The sequence below is a fragment of the Kitasatospora sp. NPDC057936 genome, from assembly GCF_042887525.1.
In the GTDB taxonomy this organism is placed as follows: Bacteria; Actinomycetota; Actinomycetes; order Streptomycetales; family Streptomycetaceae; genus Kitasatospora.
In genome coordinates, this window is record NZ_JBHVPD010000068.1 from 41,336 (window position 1) to 58,137 (window position 16,802).

Annotated in this window: 14 protein-coding genes; 2 read left to right on the top strand and 12 right to left on the bottom strand. The window is 74.8% G+C overall.

What is annotated here, in order from left to right; translation table 11 throughout:
* Nucleotides 1–75: 75 nt before the first annotated feature.
* A complete protein-coding gene (locus ACFVU9_RS30000) occupies nt 76–1,101 on the bottom strand; it encodes an RNA ligase family protein (protein WP_387598710.1) in 1,026 nt (341 codons plus the stop codon).
* Between the two features lie 70 nt (nt 1,102–1,171).
* Between ACFVU9_RS30000 and paaI the strand changes: the two genes are divergently transcribed.
* On the top strand, nt 1,172–1,585 hold the full coding sequence (gene paaI / locus ACFVU9_RS30005) for a hydroxyphenylacetyl-CoA thioesterase PaaI (protein ID WP_387598713.1): 414 nt from the start codon (nt 1,172–1,174) through the stop codon (nt 1,583–1,585).
* Between the two features lie 18 nt (nt 1,586–1,603).
* Here paaI and ACFVU9_RS30010 read toward each other — a convergent pair whose 3' ends face one another.
* From ACFVU9_RS30010 to ACFVU9_RS30060, 11 genes are all read right to left on the bottom strand, one after another.
* Nucleotides 1,604–2,860, bottom strand: a complete 1,257-nt coding sequence (locus ACFVU9_RS30010) for a phenylacetate--CoA ligase family protein (RefSeq protein WP_387598716.1) — start codon at nt 2,858–2,860, stop codon at nt 1,604–1,606.
* Between the two features lie 14 nt (nt 2,861–2,874).
* Nucleotides 2,875–3,747 (bottom strand): SDR family NAD(P)-dependent oxidoreductase, encoded by an 873-nt coding sequence (locus ACFVU9_RS30015; protein ID WP_380502826.1) that lies wholly within the window; start codon nt 3,745–3,747, stop codon nt 2,875–2,877.
* Nucleotides 3,744–5,006 carry an MFS transporter gene (locus ACFVU9_RS30020; protein ID WP_387598719.1) on the bottom strand — a complete coding sequence of 421 codons (1,263 nt, stop codon included), beginning with the start codon at nt 5,004–5,006 and terminating at the stop codon, nt 3,744–3,746. The genes ACFVU9_RS30015 and ACFVU9_RS30020 overlap by 4 nt, the downstream gene beginning before the upstream one ends.
* A complete protein-coding gene (locus ACFVU9_RS30025) occupies nt 5,003–6,226 on the bottom strand; it encodes a phenylacetate--CoA ligase family protein (protein WP_387598722.1) in 1,224 nt (407 codons plus the stop codon). Before ACFVU9_RS30025 ends, ACFVU9_RS30020 begins: the two co-directional genes overlap by 4 nt.
* Nucleotides 6,223–7,257, bottom strand: a complete 1,035-nt coding sequence (locus ACFVU9_RS30030) for a RimK family alpha-L-glutamate ligase (RefSeq protein ID WP_380494971.1) — start codon at nt 7,255–7,257, stop codon at nt 6,223–6,225. The genes ACFVU9_RS30025 and ACFVU9_RS30030 overlap by 4 nt, the downstream gene beginning before the upstream one ends.
* Nucleotides 7,254–8,657 carry a KamA family radical SAM protein gene (locus ACFVU9_RS30035; RefSeq protein ID WP_387598724.1) on the bottom strand — a complete coding sequence of 468 codons (1,404 nt, stop codon included), beginning with the start codon at nt 8,655–8,657 and terminating at the stop codon, nt 7,254–7,256. Before ACFVU9_RS30035 ends, ACFVU9_RS30030 begins: the two co-directional genes overlap by 4 nt.
* Nucleotides 8,658–8,676: 19 nt before the next feature.
* A complete protein-coding gene (locus tag ACFVU9_RS30040; RefSeq protein WP_387598727.1) occupies nt 8,677–10,377 on the bottom strand; it encodes a class I adenylate-forming enzyme family protein in 1,701 nt (566 codons plus the stop codon).
* A 71-nt stretch (nt 10,378–10,448) separates the two neighbouring features.
* On the bottom strand, nt 10,449–11,777 hold the full coding sequence (locus tag ACFVU9_RS30045; protein WP_387598730.1) for a flavin monoamine oxidase family protein: 1,329 nt from the start codon (nt 11,775–11,777) through the stop codon (nt 10,449–10,451).
* A complete protein-coding gene (locus tag ACFVU9_RS30050; RefSeq protein ID WP_380447275.1) occupies nt 11,774–12,016 on the bottom strand; it encodes a phosphopantetheine-binding protein in 243 nt (80 codons plus the stop codon). The genes ACFVU9_RS30045 and ACFVU9_RS30050 overlap by 4 nt, the downstream gene beginning before the upstream one ends.
* Before the next feature lie 47 nt (nt 12,017–12,063).
* A complete protein-coding gene (locus tag ACFVU9_RS30055; protein ID WP_387598733.1) occupies nt 12,064–13,596 on the bottom strand; it encodes an amino acid adenylation domain-containing protein in 1,533 nt (510 codons plus the stop codon).
* A 225-nt stretch (nt 13,597–13,821) separates the two neighbouring features.
* Entirely contained in the window at nt 13,822–15,519 is a 1,698-nt protein-coding gene (locus ACFVU9_RS30060; RefSeq protein WP_387598742.1) for a GAF domain-containing protein, read from the bottom strand.
* Between the two features lie 326 nt (nt 15,520–15,845).
* Here ACFVU9_RS30060 and ACFVU9_RS30065 point away from each other — a divergent pair, with 326 nt between their 5' ends.
* Nucleotides 15,846–16,700, top strand: coding sequence for a universal stress protein (locus ACFVU9_RS30065; protein WP_387598736.1), 855 nt, complete (start codon nt 15,846–15,848; stop codon nt 16,698–16,700).
* Nucleotides 16,701–16,802 lie beyond the last annotated feature (102 nt).

Consider the following 16,802-nt stretch of genomic DNA (forward strand, 5'->3'; position numbering starts at 1 on the left):
CGGGAACGCGAGCAGGCTAGGCCAGCGGGGCCCCGGACGGTGCAGGGGCGCGGCCGGAGTTCCCCCGGACGGCGGCTATCCGCGGCGGGTGCGGCGGTCCCGCGCGTCGAACTCGGCCAGGGCGAGGGCGCCTGGCCGCAGGGCGCGCTCCAGGTGGTCCCGGAGGTCGTCGTCCAGGCCGCCGAGGGCCTCGGCGAGCTCCTCGGCGACGTCCTGGAGGATCTCCTCGGCGACGGCGTCGGCCGGTGTCCGCGGTCCGAGCTTGCTCACCGCCCCGGCCGCGCGGGCGGGGGTGAGGAGGGCGGAGGCCTGGACGAGCAGCCACGCGGGCACCCCGGCGGCGCCCTCCGGCGGTGCGACGTACGGGCGTGAGCCGTCGTAGCGCGAGTCCTCGGCGAAGGCCTTGTGCTTGACCTTCAGGATCGGACGGGCGGAGGCGCGTTGCCATTCCCCGGCCGGCTTGAGGACGTAGCCCTCGGCGAGGTTGTCGGCGAGCGCGGGCAGGCCGAGGAGCGTCGGGAGGCGGGTGGGGTAGGCCGGCGGGAGGTCCTGGAGCGTGGTCAGCGGGCCGTACCCGAGGGCGGGGACGCACGTGAGCCCGGCGGCCCGCGCGGCCTCCCGGACGGCGCGGTCGGCCAGCCACCACGAGCCCTCGGGTGCCTCGACGGCGGCGTCGAACGGCAGCCAGTGCAGACCGGGGGCGTACCAGACGCCCGTCTGCACCGGCTCGACGCCGACGACGGCGGGGACGTCCGGGTGCGGGTAACTCCCGCCCGCGAGCTCGCCGTAGACCGTCACCACCGCGTCCGCGCCCCGGTCGGCGCGCACGGCGGAGGCGAACCGGGCCGCCGCCACCGCGAGTTGTGGCCAGATCCGGCTGACCCCGAAGAACCCGTCCAGGTCGTCGTCGCCGAGCGCCTCGCGCCGTTTCGCCGGCCGCACGCCGTCCCGGTCGCACACCACCGCGAAGTGCGCGCCGTGCACCTTCTCCAGGGCCACCCACTCCCGCACCCCGGGCACGGCGAGCGGCCGCTTCGCCGGGATCTTCGGGTAGGGCGTCAGCTCGGGGCCCGTCGGGGTACGGGACGTGGAATCGGACATACCGGAGATCATCCCCGGGCGTCCGCGCACGGGCAACGGGGATTCGCCGGACAGGCCGTAGGGTGCGGCCATGGACGAGACGGCGATGAAGGAGCAGTACGCCCGGGACGAGACGTGCCGGGCGCTCGGGATCGCGCTGGACGAGGTGGCGCTCGGGCGGGCCGTGATGCGGATGACGGTCGGCGCGGCGATGGTCAACCAGCACGGGACGGCGCACGGCGGGTACCTGTTCCTGCTCGCCGACGCGGCGTTCTCGTACGCGTGCAACAGCCACGGGCCGGTCACCGTCGCGCAGGCGGCGCAGGTGGTGTTCCTCGCGCCGGCGGCCGTCGGGGACGAACTGGTGGCGGAGGCGGTGGAGCGGACGCGGGCCGGGCGCAACGGCGTCTACGACGTCACGGTGCGGCGCCCGGCGGACGGCACGACCGTCGCCGAGTTCCGCGGCCAGAGCATCGTGATCGGCGGGCGGCCGCCCGCCAACTGAACGGCCGCCCGCGGGCGTTCAGTCCTCCGGGCGTTCGTCGAGGACCTGCTGGAGCTTGCCCGTGCGCGGGTTGGTGACGAGGTCGGCGCGCGGGACCCACTCCACGGCGAGGTGGTGGATCGTGCCGAGCGCGACCTCCTCGGGGTAGAGCGGGCGGGCGGTGTAGACGGCCTCGACGAGGCGCTCGGACAGGCCCGGCGGGGGCTGTTCGGTGCAGCCGAGCCGCAGGATGAGGCCGTCGCGGCCGTCCCAGCGGCGCTGGACGAGCTGCATCCCGGCGATGTGCCCGTCCGGGTCGGCGGCGAGGAGGACGGCGCGGATCTCCTCGGTGGGCATCGCGACCGGTCCGACCCGGGCGCCCTCGGCGGAGCGGCCGAGGAGGCGAAAGCGGCGGCACTCGCCGTCGGTCCACTCGGCGCGGTCGCCGGTGGGGTAGCGCAGGATCGGCATGAGGGTGCGGAAGAGGTTGGTGACGACGACCCGGCCGGGCACGCCCGGGGCGGTGACGACGTCGCCGGTGGCGTCGTCGATCAGCTCGACGACCGTCCGGTCCGGGAAGGCCTCGTGCACCCGGACGTCGTCGCCGGGCACCGGGGAGCCGACCAGTCCGGCGTCGTTGGAGGCGTAGCCGACGGAGGCGACGCCGGCCTTGGGGAACGCGCGGGACAGGATCGGGCGCAGGTCGGCGAAGAGCAGGTCGCCGCCGAACAGCAGGAGTTCGACGGAGTCGGCGCTCTCGCCGCGCCGCACCAGGGCCTCGGCGACGGCGCTGAGCTTCATCGGCTCGCCGGCCAGGACGTGCACGCCGAAGCCGCCGATCAGGTCGGCGACGGCCTCGTCCGGGGCCGCGCCGCCGACGGCGAGGCGGACGTTCTCCACCGGCGCGTGGTGCAGGGCGTTCTCGATGTAGAGGAAGCCGCCGTAGAGTTCGCCGGCCATGAAGAGGTTGGCGACCCGGTGGCCCGGCCTGAGCCCGGCGCGGACCAGGCCGGCGCCGAAGGCCGTCACGGAGTCGGCGTGTTCGCCGCGGGTCCAGGGGGAGAACTTGGGGACGCCGGTGGTGCCGCCGGTCTTGTAGACGCCGGCGTCGGTGAGGGGGCCGGTCAGGACGCGGTTGTCGGGCCAGGTGTTGGCGGCCCAGAAGGCGGCCTGGTCGATCACCGGCAGCTGGGTGAGGTGGTCGATCCGGGCGGGCAGGCCGCGGTACAGCTCGGCGTAGAACGGCGAGTGTGCGCGGGCGAACGCGACCAGCTCGGACACGGATTTCGCGGGCATGTCGACTCCACGTCTCAAGAAGGGCTTTCGGACTGCCCGAGCCAGGTGCGGGCGAGCCGCCGGACGGCCGAGCCGTCGCGGTCGGCGAGTTTGGCGGCGAGGTACTCGGAGGCCCAGGGGCCGGTCGGCACCCGGAACGGCGGGTCCTCCTCGGAGAGCGTGCGCACCACGACGGCCGCGACCTCCCGGGCGGGCTGGCCGACGGCCTCCCACCCCTGCGAGCCGAGCCACTCCAGGTACCCCGCGAAGGTGGGCGCGTACGGGCCGGAAGCGGCGCGCAGGGTCTCCCGGTTCACGTCCGGGAAGATGCCGAAGGAGGAGTCCGGCACGAAGCCCGGGACGACGATCGAGACCCCCACGCCGTGCGCGGCGGCCACCGGGGCGAGCGCCTCCATGAACCCCTCGACGGCGAACTTGGCCGCGCAGTACGCCTCGTTGAAGGGCTGGCCGATGACGCCGTGCACGCTGCCGATGGTGACCAGCCGGCCGCCGGAGGCCCGCAGCAGGGGCATCGCGGCGCGGCTGACGGCGGCGACGCCGAAGAAGTTGACCTCCAGGTTGGCGCGCAGCGCGGCGTCGGTGGACATCTCCAGCGTCGGGTCGGAGTTGGCGACGCCGGCGTTGTTGACGACGGCGTCCAGCCGCCCGTACGTCCGCGCGACGTCGTCCACGCAGTCGTCGACGGACGCGGCCTCGGTGACGTCGAGGTGCCGGATGTCCAGGGTGACGCCGGCCCGGCGGGCCGCCTCCCGCAGCGGGCCCGAGCGGGCGGGGTCGCGCAGCGAGGCGACGGTGGTGAACCCGGCGCGGGCCGCCGCGACGGCGGTGGCCAGGCCGATGCCCGAGGACGTCCCGGTGACCAGGAGCACCCGCTCCCGGGCGCTCACGGCGTGCTCTCCGCGAGCTCGGCGGCCGGCTCGGGGACCGCCGCGTCGAGCAGGGGCTGGATGCCGAGGGCCGGGAGGAAGGAGCAGGCGGCCAGCAGGGTGCCGCCCGCCATGACGGTCCGGGCGGCGTCGAGGATGCCGAGCGGCCCGGTCAGGAGCGTCACGGCGAGGCCGCCGACGAGCGCGGCGAGCGGGATCACGCCCCACGTGACGGTCCGGAAGGCGGCGTGCATGACGCCCTGGTTGCGGGCGGACATCCGGGACTGCCGGGTGGGCGCGCTGCACACGTTGATGCAGGACATGAAGAAGCCGTAGCAGCCCATGCTCACGGCGATCACCGGCCCGGCCGGCAGTGCGGGCGCGGCGAGCACGCCGAGGCCGACCAGGCAGTGCAGGAGCAGCGACCAGGCCATCGTGCGTCCGAGGCCGAAGCGGGTGCTGAGCCGCGGGGCGACGAGGGCGCCGGCCAGCGCGCCGAGGGCGGCGACGGACATGGCCGCGCCGAACTCCCCGACGGAGACGTCGAGTCCGCGGTAGGCGAGCACCGGCAGGACGGTGACGAAGACCGGTCCGCCCGAGTTGAGCGTGACGGCCGCCAGCACGACGCGCCGCAGCACCGGGTCGGCCCAGTTGAGCCGGAAGCCGCGGGTGAGCCGCTCCCGGACCGAGCCCTCCTCGACGGTCCGCTCGCCCCACGGCCGCATGGACCGGAAGCAGACGGCCGAGACGAGGTAGCTGGCCGCGTCGACGAGCAGCGCGCCGACGCCGAGCGCGCTGTAGAGGGCGGCGGCGATGGAGGGCCCGGCGACCTCGGCGACGGAGCCGCTGCCCTCAAGGCGCGAGTACGCGCGGACCATGCCGTCCTCGGGCACGACGGCCGGGACGGCGACGAGGTAGCCGACGTTGAAGAAGATCGTCGCGCCGCTGATCACCGCGACGCAGCCGAACAGCAGCGGCGTGGAGAGCACGTCCAGCCAGTACGCGAGCGGGATCGCGGCGACGGCGGCGAGCCGGACGAGGTCGCAGCCGAGCATCGTCCACCGCTTGTCCCAGCGGTCGACCAGGACGCCGGCGACCGGCCCGAGCAGTGGGATGCCGAGGTACTGGGCCATCGCGACGACGCCGACCTGGAGAGCGGAGGCGTGCAGCACGAAGATCATCAGGGTCGGGACGACGAAGACGGTGACCTTGTCGCCGACCAGGCTGACGGTCTGGCCGCCCCAGAACAGGTTGAACCCGCGGCCCAGCCGTGTGTTCACGCCTCCTCCCGCACGACCAGGGCGGCGGTCTTGCCGGTGCGGTCGTTGCCGATCAGCTCGGTGACCGCGCGGACGCGGACGTTTCCGGGGTCGTGCTGGAAGGCGGTGCTCAGCGTGAAGGTGGCGGCCAGCAGTTCCGTGCGCAGCCCGTCGGTGTCCGGCGAGGCATCGGGGTCGGTCAGTAGGAGGACCTCCAACTCCGCCACCCGGCCGCCCTGTTGGGTGAGCACCACCTGGGCGCGGGCGACACCCGGCGTGCGTTCCGCGTGGGCGATCACCTCGTCCACGTCCAGTCCGAGGCCGCGGACCTGGACGACGCTGTCGCGGCGGCCGAGCACCCGCATCGCCGGGCCCGGCCGGCCGCACGGGCAGGTCGTCAACTCGCCCGCGTCGCCGGTGCGGTAGCGCAGGACGGGGTTGAGCATGTGCGGGTTGAGGGTGGTGAAGTCGAGCAGGCCGTCCCGGTCGGTGTGCACCAGCTGGTCCGGCAAGGGGTGGAAGGTGTCGGGCGGGCAGTCGGGGGTGTTGGTGGCGACCACCCAGGTCTCGGTGCTGCCGAACATGCCCCAGCGGCGGGCCTGCGGGGCCACCACCGCGAGGTCCTCGGCGAGTTGGGGCTGCCACGCCTCGCCGAGCCACAGCACCTTGCGCAGCGCGGGGAGCCGGATCCCGGCGGCGCGGGCGTGCGCGAACCAGAGCCGCAGGACGCTGGGCGTCCCGCCGACGGCCGTCACGCCGCGCGCGGCCATGAACTCCAGCCAGCCGCCGTACTCGTCCCTGGCGACCGAGCCGAGGGCGATGATCCGGCAGCCGGAGAGGTCGGCGAGCGCGGCGGCGAGGAAGTGCGCGCCCCACATCCGGCCGGCGCCCCACGCGTTGACGAAGACGTCCGAGCGGTCCAGCGGCTGCCAGTGGGCGTGCACGCCGGCCATGTAGAAGCCGGTCGGCGCGTAGCCGACCTTGGGCGCGCCGGTGCTGCCGCCGCTCTGGAACAGCCAGGTGGCGGCGTGCTCGGCGGCCGGCTCCAGGTGGGCGAGGGCGGTGTTGAGGTCGTCCTTGGCCAGCGGCGGGAGCGCGGCGAGGCCGTCGAGGGTGCGGACGTCCGGGTGGCCGTCGTAGCGGCCTGCGAGTCCGGGCACGGTCCGCAGGCGGTCGAGCGTGCGCCGGGCGACGGACAGGCGCGGGGCGGCTTCCTCCGGCAGGAGGGAGAAGGAGGTCATCGGAGGTCCGTCCGGTGGTCGAGGGTCAGCGGCCGGGCGCCGTCGGCGAGCCACTTGGCGTGGCCGTCGCGGTAGGCGGTGAACCGGGCGCGGGTGACGTCCCGCTGGAGGGTGCGGTGCGGGTCGGTGTGGTCGGGGGCGATGACGCCGTCGGGTTCGAGTTCGGAGAACCAGTACGTCGTGCCGTCGTGCAGGAAGTCGACGCAGAAGAACGGGATCGGCAGCTTCTCGGCGAAGTAGCGGGTGGCTTCGGCGAGTTCGGGCGGCACGGGCGGGAACTCCATGCTGCCGCCGCGGCTCGCGTTGGCCACCGGGGAGCCGGCCTCGGGGGTGCGCTTCAGCACCGCGTACGGCTCGCCGTCGACAACGTAGACGCGGTAGTCGACGGTGCCGTCCCCGAGGTACGGCTGCACGACGAGCGTCGTGTCGCCGCCCTGGGCGAGGCTGGCCAGGCCCCGGACGTCCTCCGGGCCGCGGGCCAGGTTGATCCCGCCCCCGCCGCACCAGCCGGACGGCTTGACGATCGCCGGGTACGTCATGCCGCCGAGCGCCACCTCGTACTCGTGCTTGCCGATGTCCCGCCCGGTGCCGATCCGGACGGTCGGGATCGTCGGGACCGGGGAGCCGGCCAGGTAGAGGAGGGTGGCGAGCTTGTCGTTGCCGATCAGCGACACCTGCGGCGGGAACGGCAGGTAGAAGCCGGCCTGTTCGAGCACCGCGTAGAGCGCGTACTGGTTGAAGACGTCCATCGACTGGTACGGCAGGGAGTAGAGCGCGGTGATGAACAGCGTGTCCTCGGGGGTCACGGGTTCCTCGTCGACGTAGACGCGCGGGCGGCCGGGGCCGGTGGCGTCGACGCTGACGGACTCCGGGGCGTTCCTCGTCCAGCGCAGGCCGAGGTCGGCTGCGCACTCGGCGTAGAGGTCCCAGAAGAAGGGGTGCCACAGCGCGGCCATCCGGGAGGACTCCCGGTCGGGGAAGATCCAGCACAGCCGGCGCAACGGGCCGTCGGGAGTGGGGGATTGGCTCATCGTGCTCCTCGCGGTTCGAGAAGTTCTGGCCGTGCGGACCTGGTGGCCGGGCCGGACCACCAGCGCCGGCCGGTCTCGGGCAGGGTGTCCACCGGGTCGTAGAAGGGGAAGCGACGGTCGAGCGGGGCGTCCGTGCCCCCGCCGCCGGACTCCACGCTCGTGCGGTAGTTCTTCGTCCAGTACGAGATCCCGCGCTCGCGGTCGTAGGCCACCGCCTGGTGCACCCAGCGCTTGCCGACGTGCGGCACGTCGCACACGATGCGCGGGGTGGCGTAGCCGGGCAGGTAGCCCATGATCGCCTCCTGGAGGCGCTGGGCCTGGTGCAGCGGGGTCCGCCAGTGTTCGGCGTTGGGGATCATGTCGCAGAGGTAGAAGTAGTACGGCAGGATGTTCGCCTCGCCCTGGAGGGCGAAGCAGAGGTCCAGCAGGGCCTCCGGGGTCGCGTTGACGCCGCGCATGAGGACGCCCTGGTTGCGCACGTCCCGCACGCCCGCGTCGAGCAGCGCCCGGGCGGCCTCGGCGACCAGCGGGGTCACCGACTGCACGTGGTTGGCGTGGGTGTGCACGGCCAGGCTGACGGCGCGGCGGGCCGCGACCGCCGCCACCCGGGCCAGCCCGTCCAGCACCTGCGGCTGGAGCCAGTGCTGGGGCAGGCCGACCACGGCCTTGCTGGCGAGCCGGACGTCCCGCACCGAGCCGAGGTCCAGCAGCCGCAGCAGGAAGGACTCCAGGCGCGGCCAGGGCACGTTGGCGAGGTCGCCGCCGGAGACGACGACGTCGCGCACGGACGGGGTGCGTTTGAGGTAGTCGAGCATCTGCTCCTGGCGGTCCGCGGGGCGCAGTGCCAGGCGGGCTTTGGTGACCTGCGGGGTCGAGGTGCCGACGAGGTCCATCCGGGTGCACTGGCCGCAGTACTGCGGGCAGGTGGAGGTCAGTTCGGCGAGGACCTTGGTGGGGTAGCGGTGGGTGAGGCCCTCGACCGCCCACATGTCGGTCTCGTGCAGGGAGTCGCGCTCGGCCAGCGGGTGGCTGGGCCAGCGCGGGTGCCGGTCGCCGCGCACGGGCAGCATGTAGCGGCGGACGGGGTCGGCCAGGAACGCGTCGGTGAACGGGCCGGGCCGGGCCGGTGCGTGCGGGGCCATGGTGTTGAGCACGTGCGGCGGCAGGAGCATCGCCATGGTGGCGAACCCGGCCTGGTCGGCGGCGAGTTCGTCGTAGAAGCGGTCGTCGAGGAGGGGGCCGGCGAGGGCCCGCAGCTGCCGGGCGTTCTTGACCGAGTGGGCGCGCTGCCACTGGGGGTCGCGCCACTGGGCGGCGGTCACGTCGCGCCAGCCGGGCAGGCGGCGCCAGTCCGGCTCGGCGAGCGCGGTGCGGGTGTACTGGTACGGCTGGCGGATCACGTGGTGGTCCATGGCCGGGCTACGGGCGGGCGAGGAGGGCGGCGTGCCGGGTGCGCAGCTCGCGCTTGAGCACCTTCCCGGTGGGCCCGAGCGGGAAGTCCCCGGGCGTCCGGGCGATCCGGACGGCGGCGAGCGGGGCGAGGCCGGCGGCGGCCAGGGCCCGGTTGGCGGCCGCCTGGACCTCGTCGGGGCTGCTCGCCTCGGCGTCCGCCTGCAACTGGACGACGGCGACCGGTAGTTGGCCGTGTTCGGCGGGGACGCCGATCACCGAGCAGTCCCGCACGAGGCCGGCGCAGTCGGCGAGCAGCACCTCCTCGACCGGGAGGCTGTGGACGGGGCCGTCCGCGGTGTCGATGACGTCCACCGTCCGGTCGAGGTGGTAGAAGCGGCCGTCGGCGTCGCGGCGGGCGACGTCGCCGGTGAGCCAGTAGCCGTTCAGCTCGAAGGAGGCGGTCAGCCGGGGGTCGTTCCAGTAGCCGGGGGTCAGCGAGGGGGACACGACGCCCAGCAAGCCGACCTCGCCGTCCGGGAGTTCGGTGCCGTCGAGGCCGAGCACGGCGGCCTTCTCGACGACCTCCAGCGGCTTGCCGACGCAGCGGTCGTCGCGGGCGCTCTCGGGTGTGGTGATCTGGCCGAACAGCGCCATGCCCATCTCGGAGGAGCCGAGGCCGTCGATGAACTGCGAACCGGGCAGGGCGGGTTGCTCGGCCCGCTCCTGCGGCAGCAGCCAGGGCCGGATCAGCCCGGCCGGCCGTTCGCCGAGCGTCACCAGGCGGCGGATGTGTCCGTGGTGGGCGCTGTCGCCGGTGTTGAACCAGGAGTGCACCTTCGCGGCCCCGCGCACGGGCAGTTCGCCGGTCGCGAGCTCGACGAAGGTGCGCGGGAAGGAGGCGACCATGGTGGGCCGGAACGCCTCCATGACCGGCTCGACGGCCGCGCGCCGCCAGTCGGACATGACGACGGTCGGCAGCCCGAGCAGGACGGCGGTGAGGAAGTAGCTCAGGCCGCCCGCGTGGGTGTGCGGCATGAGCGACATCAGCCGGTCGTACGGCTCGGCCGGGAAGCGCACCATGCGCGGCTGCTTGCCGTCCCAGAACCCGCGGTGGGAGAGCATCGTGGACTTCGGGGTGCCGGTGGTGCCGGAGGAGTGGATCAGCGCGACGACGTCGTCCGGGCCGTGCCGGTGCGGGTACGCCGAGGGCAGCCCGGCCCGGTCGGCGTCGAACGCGCGCACCTCGGCGGCGAGGGCGAGGAAGCGCGGGCGGCGCTGCGGGTCCTCGCGGTAGGCGGCGGCGAGCCGGGTGGTGTCGTCCGCGACGACGCCGACCACGCCGACGTGGTCGAGGTAGCGGACCAGCACGTCGTGCCGCAGCGCGTCGTTGACCAGTGCGGGGACGGCGCCGAGCGCGGTGAGCGCGAGGAAGTGCAGCAGCGGTTCCAGGCCCTCGCCGACGACGACCGCCACCGGCTCGCCGGGGCGCACGCCGTTGGCGTGGTACCAGGCGGCGTAGCGGTCGCGCAGGGCGGCGAGGTCGAGCAGGCTGTGGCCGCGCAGCACGACCTCGCCGCGGTGGTCGGTGCGGTGGGTGAAGACGAACGGGACCGTGCGGTGCGGGTTGGCCGCGAGGGCGTGGTCCAGGAAGTTGCCCGCGCCGAGGGCGGGTTCGGCCATCAGCCGCTCTCTGGCGGCGAGCGGGGCGACGGAACTGTGGTCGTTCATGGCGGTCTCCCGACGTGGGGTGCCGGGCGCGCGGCTCTCGTGGAGCCGGTGCCGGGCGGAAGGGGTGTGGATCAGGGCCGGGCGAGGATCTCGGTGGCGGCGCGGTGGCCGGAGCGGATCGCGCCCTCCATGAGCCCGAAGTAGGCGGTGCTGGTCTCGGTGCCGGCGAAGTGCACCCGGCCGTGCGGGGCGGTGAGCGCAGGGCCGTGCGCGAGCCAGTCGCCGGGGCCGAGCAGGGCGGCGTAACAGCCTTGGCTGTACGGCTCGTTGACCCAGTCGGTGACGTGGCAGGCGAGGGGCTCGGGCAGCATGGGGAATAGCTGCGCGGCCTGTCGGACGGCCGCCTCGCGCTGTTCCCCGGCGCTGAGGGTGGCGAAGCGGTGCGCTTCGGCGCCGGTGACGAAGCCGGTGAGGACGCCCGGTCCGCCCTCGGGCGGGGTGTCGTCCACGGTGGAGAGCAGCGGGCCGTGGGCGTTGACCGACCAGCCGGACAGGCCGTGGTCGCGCCAGAGCGGCGCGGGGTAGACCAGGCTCGCCTTGATCGCGCAGCCGCGCGCCGTGCGTTCGCCGGCCCGGTGCGGCGGCGGCCCGGGGCGGTGCTCGATCGCGTCGGCGAGCAGTGGCGGCAGTGCCAGCACGGCGACGTCCGCGCGGTAACTCCCCTGATCGGTCACGACGGTGACCCGGCCCGCGTCCTGGTGCACGGCCCGGACGGGTTCGCCGAGCCGCACCCGCACGCCGAGCCGCTCGGCCAGCCGCTCGCACACCTGGTGCGCGCCGCCGGCGACCCGGTCCTGCTGGGCGCCGCCCTCGAACGCGTTGAGGTAGCGCAGTCCGCCGCCGGAGCGCAGGTAGAACGCCATGTGCAGGACGGAGAGGTCGGCCGGGTCGGCGGCCATCATCTCGCCGAGGAAGAGCGGGAAGAAGAGCCGGGCGTCGGGGTGGGCGAGGTGCTGCTCGGCCCACTCGGCGGCGGTGAGGGTGTCCAGGTGTTCGGCGCCGGGGGTGAGCCAGGGCTCCTCCGGCCGGACGGCGGAGGTGAGTTCGTCCAGCTGCTCGAACAGGTCGCCGAGCGCGACGGCGTTCAGCGGCGGGAACCGGCCGTCCCGGGTGGCGTGTTCGCCGCCGAGGGCGAAGCGGCTGGCACCGGGCATCGTCGTCGGCGCGGTCTTGAGGCCCAACTCGTCGATGAGGGACAGGAGGTCGGTGTGCCGTTCGCCGAGGTAGGCGGCTCCGCCGTCGATCCACCGGCCGGGGGCGACCTCGATACCGTGCGTGCGCCCGCCGACGCGGTCCCTGGCCTCCAGGACGGTGACGTCGATCCCCTGCGCCGCAAGGCGATCGGCGGTGGTGAGGCCGGCGAGGCCGGCGCCGACGACGACGGCGGCCCGGGGGGTCACACCGCCCCCGTGATTCTCCCGGCGAGGCCGGCCGGGGTGGGCTCGGCCAGGAACTCCTCGAAGGTTAGCTCGACGCCGTGGCCCCGCGCGACGGCGCTGAGCACCCGGGTGGCGATCAGCGAGTCGCCGCCGAGCTGGAAGAAGTCGGAGTCGGCCGTGACGTCCTCGCGCTGGAGGACGCGGCGGAAGATGGCCACGACGTCGTCGGGCGTGGCCGGGGTGGTGGTGTCAACGCTCAATGGGGGTCTCCTTCGACCTGGTCGTGGAGGTGGCAGGGGCCACGGGGTCAGACGGCGTAGCGGCGGTGGCAGCCGGCGCGGTCGACCTTGCCGCTCGCGGTGAGGACGAGCCGGGGCACGACGGTCACCCGGCTGGGTACGAGGTGGCCGGGCACGCGTTCCCGCAGGTGGGCCAGTAGTTCGGTGTCGAGGGTGGTGCTGTCGGCGTGGGGCCGCGGCACGACGTAGGCGACGAGGGCCGAGCGCCCCGCGAGGGTCGCCGCGGTGACGGCCGCGGCCGACACGCCGGGGTGGGCGGCCAGGTGGGCCTCGACCTCGGTCGGGTCGACCCGGACGCCGCGGATCTTCACCTCGCCGTCCAGGCGTCCCTCGTGGGTGAGGACGCCGCCGTCCCCGGCGGCGACGCGGTCGCCGGTGCGGTACCAGCGCTCGCCGTCGACGGTGGTGAAGCGTGCCGCCGTGGCCTCTGGCAGGCCGCGGTAGCCGAGGGCGACGGCCGGCCCGCCGATCATCAACTCGCCGTCGTCGCTGATGCGTTCGCGCACATGGGGGAGGGCCCGCCCGATCGGCGCCCGCGCGGTGCGGTCCCACGCGCGCCCGGGGGCGAGCGGGCCGTGCAGGTCCACGGCGTGCGTGATCATGGTGGTCTCGGTGCTGCCGTAGGTGTTGAGCAGCCGGATCCGCCCGGTGCGCAGCCGGCTCCAGTCGGCCAGCCGGGCGGGGCTGGCCGCCTCGCCGCCGATCACCAGCAGCCGGACGCAGTCGGGCAGGGTGAGCCCGTCCTCGGCGAGGTGGAGCACGAGTTCGTGCCAGAAGGCGGTCGGCAGGTCGAGGACGGTGACGCCTTCGCGCTCGACCATCCGCAGGAAGCGGGGGAACGAGCCGCTGTGCGCGTCGGGGTCGACGACCAGCGCGGCGCCGGTGGCGAGGGTCGGCAGGATCTCCTCGAAGCAGGTGTCCCAGTTGAGGGAGGCGAACTGGAGCACGCGGTCGTCCGGCGTGAGGCCGAACAGCTCGCGCAGGGAGGGGACCGTCGCCGCGAGTGCGCGACGGGGAGTGACGACGGGTTTCGGCTGCCCGGTCGAACCCGACGTGAAGAGAATGTACGCCGGCCGTTCCCCGGCGTCCTCGGTGGCGCTCTCGGCGCGTTGTGCGGAGCCCGGCTCCGGCGGGTCCCCGGGGAATTCCCGGGCCTCGGGTAACTCGACCGAAGGAAGCCCGACTTGGGGTGACAGGGCGGTTCCGGTGACGACTGCCGAGCGGCACTCGGCCGCGGTTGTCATGGCCTCCTGGCGAGGCCCCGGAAATGCCGGATCGACCGGGCAATAGGCGCCGCCGGCGGCGAGGACGCCGAGCAGCGCGACAACGGTTTCCGGTGTGTGCACGGCCGGTACGGCGACCGTGCCCGGATCGGCGCCCAGGCGCGTGGCCAGGGCGTTCGCCGACTCGTGGAGCCGGCGGTAGGTCAGGGCGCGTCCACGGTGGACGATCGCCGGACGGTCGGGATATCGACGTGCCATTTCGGTGAACACGTCGAACAGGTCGGGGACGACCTGGAGGGTACCGCGAATATTTGACATGCCCGCCCCAAATGACGCTCAGAAGTGCTCATCCGTGCTCGGCGAACGGCGACTCTACCTTCGAACATGCGTGGGGACAATGTCCGTTGGGAATGTTCTTCCAGGAGGGTGTGGGCGAACTGTGAATCCAGGCCCGATACTTCGGCGCTTCGGGTGGGGAAGGGCCCGGCCGGGCGACCGGGGAGTGGTGGTGCGGTGACGGAGCGTCGCCGATCCGACGAAGCGTCAGGATCTGAGCGGGGCGGACCACATGAGCCGGGTGCCGCCGCCCTCGGCCGCGCCCGCCTCGAACGTGCCGCCCACCCGCTCGGCCCGCTCGGCGAGGTTGCGCAGCCCGCTGCGCCGGCCGCCCTCCGGCAGACCCGCGCCGTCGTCCACGACGGTCAGCGAGACCCGCCCGGCGATCGCGCGGAGCGTCACCTCGACCCGGCCCGCCCCGGCGTGCCGGGCGGCGTTGCTCAGCGCCTCGCCGAGCACTGCGACCACGTGCTCGGCCAGCTCCTGCGGCACGTCGGTGTCGAGGAGGCCCTCCATGCTCAGCCGGGGCGGGAAGCCGAGCGTCGCCTGCGCCTCGGTGACGGCGCGCGTGGTGCGCGCCCGCAGGCCGCGGTCGGGCTCGCTGTGGGCCCGCAGGCCGAAGATCGTCGAACGGATGATCTTGATGGTCTCGTCCAGGTCCGCGACCGCCCGCCCGACCCGGTCGGCCGCCGCCGGGCTGTCGATCAGCCGGCCCGCGCTCTGCAGCGTCATCCCGGTCGCGAACAGCCGCTGGATCGCCAGGTCGTGCAGGTCCCGGGCGATCCGGTCGCGGTCCTCCAGCAGCGTCAACTGCTCGGCGTCGCGTCGTCGTTCGGCCAGTTCGAGGGCGAGCGCGGCCTGGTCCGCGAAGCCCAGCAGCGGGCCCGTCTCGGCCGCGCTGAAGGCCGGCTGCCCGGCCGCCCGCGCGAGCAGCAGCACGCCCCGCCCGTACCCCGAGCCGGTGCCCAGCGGCACCGCGACCGCCGGCCCGAGCCCGTCGAACCGCCCGGCCGGGCCCGCCGGGTACCGTCCGTCGCAGGCCAGCCCGTCACTGGTCACCGGCGAACCGGAGGCGTACGCCGCCCCCGACAACGTGCCGTCCACCGGCACCGTGACCCCCAGTCGCTCGGCCGGCGTGCCACCCAGCGCGACCTCGACCGCCAGCTCCTGTGCCCGCTCGCCCGGCTCGGCCGGCGCCATCGACACGTCCGCCAGCTCGGCGCCGGCGATCTCCCGCGCCCGGCGGGCGATCAGCTCCACCACCGCCAGGCGCGGCGCGCCGGACAGCAGGCTCCGGGTGATCTCCGCGCTCGCCCGCAGCCAGCGTTGCTGGCGCTGCGCCTCCTCGTACAGCCGCGCGTTGTCGATCGCGACCCCGGCCGCGACGGCCAGCGTCGAGATCACCGCCTCGTCGTCCGCGTCGAAGTCCAGGCCGCCGCGCTTGTCGGTGAGGTACAGGTTCCCGAACACCTCCCCGCGCACCCGCACCGGCACCCCGAGGAAGGTGGTCATCGGCGGGTGGCCGGGCGGGAACCCGGCCGAGGCCGGGTGGTCCGACAGCATCGGGCAGCGCAGCGGGCGCGGGTCGCGGATCAGCTCGCCGAGGATGCCCCGGCCGGACGGCGGCGGGCCGATCTCGGCGATCTCCCCGTCCGTCATCCCGACCGTGCGGAACTCGGACAGCGAGTGCCCGTCCGCGCCGATCACGCCGAGCGCGGCGTAGCGGGCGTCCACCAGATCGGCGGCGGCCTCGACGATCCGGTGCAGCGCCTGGGCGAGGTCCAGCTCCCGGCCGACCGCGAGGACCGCCTCCAGCAGGCTGTGCACGCGGTCCTGGGTGCCGCGGGCCGCGTCGATGCGCCACTGGAGCTCTTCCAGCAGCTCGTCCAGCCGCAGTCGGGGCATCCGCGCGCCGCCGCCGGCCGCGGGGGTGCCGTCCGCCGGAATCCCCTGCGCGCCGCCCACCCGTACTCCTCCAGTCGCCCGCCGCACCCCGGGTCAGGAGCGCCCTGACCGGGAGGATTGTCGGATTCACGGTAGTGCCCGGGTGTCGCCCCGCCGCACCCCGGGGTCGCCCGTAGGCTCCGTCGGGCGGGCCTTTCGTCCCGTCCCCGGGGGCCCTGCGGCCTCTGCCGCGCGGGCGGCGTGGCCGGAGAGGGTGGGGGAGCAGCGGACGGAACGTCAGCACACCCACCGTCCGGCAACGGCCACCGAGGGAAGGACCTCCTGCCATGACGCCACTCGTACTCGCCGGGGTCGACGGCTCGACCGGCAGCGCCGCCGCCGCCCGCTGGGCCGCCGGGGAGGCGGAACGCCGCGGGGTGCCGCTGCGCCTGGTGCACGCCTGGCCGTGGCTCACCGACGGCCGCAACGCCATGGCCGAGCCCGACCACCTGCCGGCCGCCGCCGAGCGCGTCCTCGCCGACGCCGCCGCCGAGCTGCGCGCCGCCCACCCCGGCCTCGACGTGCGGACGGACGTCGTGCTCGACGCGCCCGTCGACGGCCTGGTCGCCGCCGCCGAGGACGCCGGCCTGCTCGTGGTCGGCTCGCGCGGGCTCGGGGGCTTCGCCGGGCTGATGCTCGGCTCCGTCGGCATGGCCGTGGCGGCGCGCAGCAGTGTGCCGGTGGTCGTGGTGCGTGAGCGGCAGGAGGGTGCGGGCGGGTCGGACGTCGTGGTCGGCGTCGACGTCCAGGAGCCGGACGAGGGCGTCCTCGGCTTCGCGTTCGCCGAGGCCGCCCGGCGCCGGGCGCGGGTGCGGGCGGTGCACGGCTGGGACCTGCCGCCGGTGTTCGCGTACGCGGGCTGGGTGCCGCAGGCCGCGGAGATCTCCCAACTGGAGGCGATGGAGGAGAAGATGCTCTCCCTCGCCCTGGCCGGGCAGCGGGAGCTGCACCCCGGCGTGGAGGTGGTCGAGGAGGTCCGGCTGGGCGCGGCCGGGGCACTCGTCGAGGCCTCGGCGGGCGCGGCGCTGGTGGTCGTCGGCCGCAAGCGCCGCAGGGTCGAGCTCGGCCCGCGCCTCGGCCGCATCGCGCACGCGGTGCTGCACCACGCCAAGGCGCCGGTGGCGGTGGTCCCGCACGGGTGATCCGCACGGGTGATCCGGACGGGGGCGGCGGGGGCGGCGGCGCCCGCCCCCCCCCGCCCCGCCGGCCACCCACCCGCCCCCCCACCAGCAGAAAACACCAAA

Coding starts and splice junctions, on each gene's coding strand:
- ACFVU9_RS30000 (WP_387598710.1), bottom strand. CDS start 1,101: ATGTCCGATTCCACGTCCCGTACCCCGACGGGCCCCGAGCTGACGCCC.
- paaI (WP_387598713.1), top strand. CDS start 1,172: ATGGACGAGACGGCGATGAAGGAGCAGTACGCCCGGGACGAGACGTGC.
- ACFVU9_RS30010 (WP_387598716.1), bottom strand. CDS start 2,860: ATGCCCGCGAAATCCGTGTCCGAGCTGGTCGCGTTCGCCCGCGCACAC.
- ACFVU9_RS30025 (WP_387598722.1), bottom strand. CDS start 6,226: ATGACCTCCTTCTCCCTCCTGCCGGAGGAAGCCGCCCCGCGCCTGTCC.
- ACFVU9_RS30030 (WP_380494971.1), bottom strand. CDS start 7,257: ATGAGCCAATCCCCCACTCCCGACGGCCCGTTGCGCCGGCTGTGCTGG.
- ACFVU9_RS30040 (WP_387598727.1), bottom strand. CDS start 10,377: ATGAACGACCACAGTTCCGTCGCCCCGCTCGCCGCCAGAGAGCGGCTG.
- ACFVU9_RS30055 (WP_387598733.1), bottom strand. CDS start 13,596: ATGTCAAATATTCGCGGTACCCTCCAGGTCGTCCCCGACCTGTTCGAC.
- ACFVU9_RS30060 (WP_387598742.1), bottom strand. CDS start 15,519: ATGCCCCGACTGCGGCTGGACGAGCTGCTGGAAGAGCTCCAGTGGCGC.
- ACFVU9_RS30065 (WP_387598736.1), top strand. CDS start 15,846: ATGACGCCACTCGTACTCGCCGGGGTCGACGGCTCGACCGGCAGCGCC.